General features: G+C 52.5%; 1 protein-coding gene. It reads right to left on the bottom strand.

The annotated features are described in order from the left end of the window. Positions 1 to 80: 80 nt before the first annotated feature. Positions 81 to 261, bottom strand: a 181-nt coding sequence (locus SB786_RS36685; RefSeq protein ID WP_410731645.1) for a hypothetical protein, incomplete at its 5' end; no start/stop codon positions are given.

Raw genomic sequence — 261 nt, 5'->3', positions numbered from 1 at the left:
GCCATTCGTGACATCCTGTCACTGGAACCTGGCGAGCCAATCCCTGCAACGGATCACGAGATCGAGCTTTTCAGCAAGATCTACTGCCTGATGAGTACCTGTAATCGGAAATGGCTGACTACTTTGAGCTCATGTGCAGAGGCCGCAATACGAATGGATGACTTTGTAATCGCCTCGATGACATTTCGCAGGCCGTCCTGCATGAGCTTTAGCGAACTGAGCACCTGAGCAGGCTCGTCTCGGCCTAACGCGTTAATCTCC

The sequence above is a fragment of the Burkholderia sp. SIMBA_062 genome (genome assembly GCF_046534765.1).
Lineage (GTDB): Bacteria > Pseudomonadota > Gammaproteobacteria > Burkholderiales > Burkholderiaceae > Burkholderia > Burkholderia ambifaria.
The sequence above is the reverse complement of the archived record's forward strand: the minus strand, read 5'-3'. Positions and strand labels throughout refer to the sequence as shown.